The sequence below is a fragment of the Plantibacter lichenum genome (assembly GCF_050587525.1).
In the GTDB taxonomy this organism is placed as follows: Bacteria; Actinomycetota; Actinomycetes; order Actinomycetales; family Microbacteriaceae; genus Plantibacter.
Genome location: NZ_JBOBFT010000023.1, coordinates 1 through 5,479 on the forward strand (window position 1 = coordinate 1; position 5,479 = coordinate 5,479).

Genomic DNA, 5,479 nt, shown 5'->3' on the forward strand with positions numbered 1-5,479 from the left:
AACCAACACGCTGTGTCCAACGACACAGGAATGTTGTTTGCGGGTTCTCGACCGTACATCGAGAACCACTCAGTGGACGCGTAGCATCTCCGATTCAAACGAAGAATGTGTTATCAAATTATCGGCTTATTAGTACCGGTCAGCTCCGAGAGTCTTTCGTCCTCTCTTCCACATCCGGCCTATCAACCCAGTAGTCTGGCTGGGAGCCTCTCGCCCGAAGGCATGGAAATCTCATCTTAAGGCCGGCTTCCCGCTTAGATGCTTTCAGCGGTTATCCATCCCGAACGTAGCTAATCAGCGGTGCTCCTGGCGGAACAACTGACACACCAGAGGTTCGTCCAACCCGGTCCTCTCGTACTAGGGTCAGATCCTTTCAAATTTCCTACGCGCGCAGCGGATAGGGACCGAACTGTCTCACGACGTTCTAAACCCAGCTCGCGTACCGCTTTAATGGGCGAACAGCCCAACCCTTGGGACCTACTCCAGCCCCAGGATGCGACGAGCCGACATCGAGGTGCCAAACCATGCCGTCGATATGGACTCTTGGGCAAGATCAGCCTGTTATCCCCGAGGTACCTTTTATCCGTTGAGCGACAGCGCTTCCACAAGCCACTGCCGGATCACTAGTCCCGACTTTCGTCCCTGCTCGACTTGTCAGTCTCACAGTCAAGCTCCCTTGTGCACTTACACTCGACACCTGATTACCAACCAGGTTGAGGGAACCTTTGGGCGCCTCCGTTACTTTTTGGGAGGCAACCGCCCCAGTTAAACTACCCACCAGGCACTGTCCCTGAACCGGATTACGGTTCGAAGTTAGATATCCAGAGTGACCAGAGTGGTATTTCAACAATGACTCCACCTGAACTAGCGTCCAAGCTTCACAGTCTCCCACCTATCCTACACAAGCCACACCGAACACCAATACCAAGCTGTAGTAAAGGTCACGGGGTCTTTCCGTCCTGCTGCGCGTAACGAGCATCTTTACTCGTAATGCAATTTCGCCGAGTTCGCGGTTGAGACAGCTGGGAAGTCGTTACGCCATTCGTGCAGGTCGGAACTTACCCGACAAGGAATTTCGCTACCTTAGGATGGTTATAGTTACCACCGCCGTTTACTGGGGCTTAAATTCTCAGCTTCGCCTTGCGGCTAACCGTTCCTCTTAACCTTCCAGCACCGGGCAGGCGTCAGTCCGTATACATCGTCTTGCGACTTGGCACGGACCTGTGTTTTTAGTAAACAGTCGCTTCCCACTGGTCTCTGCGGCCTTCAAACGCTTTCGGAGCAAGTCCTAATACGCCTCAGGCCCCCCTTCTCCCGAAGTTACGGGGGCATTTTGCCGAGTTCCTTAACCACGATTCTCTCGATCTCCTTAGTATTCTCTACCTGACCACCTGAGTCGGTTTGGGGTACGGGCGGCTTGAACCTCGCGTCGATGCTTTTCTTGGCAGCATAGGATCACCCACTGTCCCTTACGGGTCCGTATCGTGTCTCAGCCTTCACGAGAGACGGATTTGCCTATCTCTCAGCCTACGCACTTACACCGGGACAACCATCGCCCGGCATGGGCTACCTTCCTGCGTCACACCTGTTAATACGCTAACCGCACCAGCATAGGGTCGTGTGCTAGGCCCAACGTCTCACCCCGAAGGGATCAATCAAAGGGATTCAGACACTTAGCATTACTGGATTAGCTTGGGCGGTTCTTCGCCGGTACGGGAATATCAACCCGTTGTCCATCGACTACGCCTGTCGGCCTCGCCTTAGGTCCCGACTTACCCAGGGAAGATTAGCTTGACCCTGGAACCCTTGGTCTTTCGGAGGACATGTTTCTCACATGTCTTTCGCTACTCATGCCTGCATTCTCACTCGTGTAGCCTCCACGGCTGGTTTACACCGCCGCTTCGCTGGCCACACGACGCTCTCCTACCCATCAATACGGCTGGACCACGAAGGCCTACCAAAAATATCAATGCCACAACTTCGGTGGCGTGCTTGAGCCCCGTTACATTGTCGGCGCGGAATCACTTGACCAGTGAGCTATTACGCACTCTTTCAAGGGTGGCTGCTTCTAAGCCAACCTCCTGGTTGTCTGTGCAACTCCACATCCTTTCCCACTTAGCACGCGCTTTGGGACCTTAGTTGGTGGTCTGGGTTGTTTCCCTCTCGACGATGAAGCTTATCCCCCACCGTCTCACTGCTGCGCTCTCACTTACCGGCATTCGGAGTTTGGCTGACGTCAGTAACCTTTTAGGGCCCATCGGCCATCCAGTAGCTCTACCTCCGGCAAGAAACACGCAACGCTGCACCTAAATGCATTTCGGAGAGAACCAGCTATCACGAAGTTTGATTGGCCTTTCACCCCTATCCACAGCTCATCCCCTCAGTTTTCAACCTAAGTGGGTTCGGTCCTCCACGACGTCTTACCGTCGCTTCAACCTGGCCATGGATAGATCACTTCGCTTCGGGTCTAGGACATGCGACTGAATCGCCCTATTCAGACTCGCTTTCGCTACGGCTACCCCTCACGGGTTAACCTCGCCACATATCGCTAACTCGCAGGCTCATTCTTCAAAAGGCACGCTGTCACCCCAACATGGGAGCTCCAACGGTTTGTAAGCAAACGGTTTCAGGTACTATTTCACTCCCCTCCCGGGGTACTTTTCACCTTTCCCTCACGGTACTTGTCCGCTATCGGTCATCTGGGAGTATTTAGGCTTATCAGGTGGTCCTGACAGATTCACACGGGATTTCTCGGGCCCCGTGCTACTTGGGATACTCTTCGCACGATTGCTGCATTTCGACTACCGGGCTGGCACCGTCTCTGGCTGGGCTTTCAATCCCATTCGTCTATACAACGTTCTAATGCTCCCTGCTTATCAGCGCAGAGTGAAAAGTCCCACAACCCCGAACATGCAACGCCTGATAGCTATCACACATGCTCGGTTTAGCCTCTTCCGATTTCGCTCGCCACTACTTACGGAATCACGGTTGTTTTCTCTTCCTGAGGGTACTGAGATGTTTCACTTCCCCTCGTTCCCTCTACCCGCCCTATATATTCAGGCGGGAGTCACCAGGTCACCATAAAGGGCCTGGCGGGGTTTCCCCATTCGGACATCCTCGGATCAGGGCTCGTTTATCAGCTCCCCGAGGCTTATCGCAGATTACTACGTCCTTCTTCGGCTCCAGATGCCAAGGCATCCACCGTTTGCTCTTAGAAATTTGAAATCACATGAGTTTGAATCGATTCTTCACAAGGAAAAATTGACCAATGATCTACCACACCCCGAAGGGTGTGTTTGATCTTTGTGATTCGAGACCAAAGTCTCGAATCTAAGATGCTCGCGTCCACTGTGTAGTTCTCAAAGTACGGGCGGTACCTGCTCCCTTGACTATGTATGTCAAGCAAAACAGGCCCTGAGTTTCGTCCTCGCGCCCCGAAGAGCGCGGATCCGGTCCCTCAGGACCCAACAGCGTGCATATGCCGGCCATCCCAGTACCAACCGTTCCGATCCCCCGAAGGAGATGTACTGAGTTGCCACCGATCGAATCGGCATCAATGTCAATGTTCCACCCATGAGCGCCACCCGAGAACATTCGTCTCAGTGTGACTTGGCAGCTTGAATCTCCCTGTATACAGAGGAGAGCTGCACATGCTCCTTAGAAAGGAGGTGATCCAGCCGCACCTTCCGGTACGGCTACCTTGTTACGACTTAGTCCTAATTACCGATCCCACCTTAGACAGCTCCTTCCTTGCGGTTAGGCCACTGGCTTCGGGTGTTACCGACTTTCATGACTTGACGGGCGGTGTGTACAAGGCCCGGGAACGTATTCACCGCAGCGTTGCTGATCTGCGATTACTAGCGACTCCGACTTCATGAGGTCGAGTTGCAGACCTCAATCCGAACTGGGACCAGCTTTTTGGGATTCGCTCCACCTTACGGTATTGCAGCCCTTTGTACTGGCCATTGTAGCATGCGTGAAGCCCAAGACATAAGGGGCATGATGATTTGACGTCGTCCCCACCTTCCTCCGAGTTGACCCCGGCAGTATCCCATGAGTTCCCACCATTACGTGCTGGCAACATAGAACGAGGGTTGCGCTCGTTGCGGGACTTAACCCAACATCTCACGACACGAGCTGACGACAACCATGCACCACCTGTTTACGAGTGTCCAAAGAGTTGACCATTTCTGGCCCGTTCTCGTATATGTCAAGCCTTGGTAAGGTTCTTCGCGTTGCATCGAATTAATCCGCATGCTCCGCCGCTTGTGCGGGCCCCCGTCAATTCCTTTGAGTTTTAGCCTTGCGGCCGTACTCCCCAGGCGGGGCGCTTAATGCGTTAGCTACGACACGGAAACCGTGGAATGGTCCCCACATCTAGCGCCCAACGTTTACGGGGTGGACTACCAGGGTATCTAAGCCTGTTTGCTCCCCACCCTTTCGCTCCTCAGCGTCAGTTACGGCCCAGAGATCTGCCTTCGCCATCGGTGTTCCTCCTGATATCTGCGCATTCCACCGCTACACCAGGAATTCCAATCTCCCCTACCGCACTCTAGTCTGCCCGTACCCACTGCAGACCCGAGGTTGAGCCTCGGGATTTCACAGCAGACGCGACAAACCGCCTACGAGCTCTTTACGCCCAATAATTCCGGACAACGCTTGCACCCTACGTATTACCGCGGCTGCTGGCACGTAGTTAGCCGGTGCTTTTTCTGCAGGTACCGTCACTTTCGCTTCTTCCCTGCTAAAAGAGGTTTACAACCCGAAGGCCGTCGTCCCTCACGCGGCGTTGCTGCATCAGGCTTTCGCCCATTGTGCAATATTCCCCACTGCTGCCTCCCGTAGGAGTCTGGACCGTGTCTCAGTTCCAGTGTGGCCGGTCACCCTCTCAGGCCGGCTACCCGTCGTCGCCTTGGTGAGCCATTACCTCACCAACTAGCTGATAGGCCGCGAGTCCATCCTTGACCGAAATTCTTTCCAGCTCCTAGCCATGCGGCTGAAGCTCGTATCCGGTATTAGACGTCGTTTCCAACGCTTATCCCAGAGTCAAGGGCAGGTTACTCACGTGTTACTCACCCGTTCGCCACTAATCCCCAAGAGCAAGCTCCTGGTTCATCGTTCGACTTGCATGTGTTAAGCACGCCGCCAGCGTTCGTCCTGAGCCAGGATCAAACTCTCCGTAAATGTTTTATTGCACGACCACCGAAGCGACCGGCACATTAATTTGCAACCAACCACCGGAATAGGCGGACAAGCTGCGAGTTTGAAACTGACAGAACAAATCATTACTGACTTGCTTTGTTGTTTAAATGTTTTCCAAAGGAATCTCCTGTAATCTCACCCGCTAGAAACGGGATCCAAAACACGAGGTTTTTGGCATTTGACATTGTGCACGCTGTTGAGTTCTCAAGGATCGGATGCTCCTGCCTTTGGCCATCACGACCGCCCTGCAGGGCAACTTCTCTAGCTTACCACTCTC

2 rRNA genes are annotated in these 5,479 nt (G+C 53.7%); both read right to left on the reverse strand.

From position 1 onward, the window contains the following. Positions 1-109: 109 nt before the first annotated feature. Positions 110-3,225, reverse strand: a 23S ribosomal RNA gene (locus ACQ3HB_RS20495). Positions 3,226-3,661: 436 nt separating this feature from the next. Further along, positions 3,662-5,184 (reverse strand): 16S ribosomal RNA (locus ACQ3HB_RS20500). The 16S and 23S rRNA genes sit together here, the layout of an rRNA operon. Between the last annotated feature and the right edge of the window lie 295 nt (positions 5,185-5,479).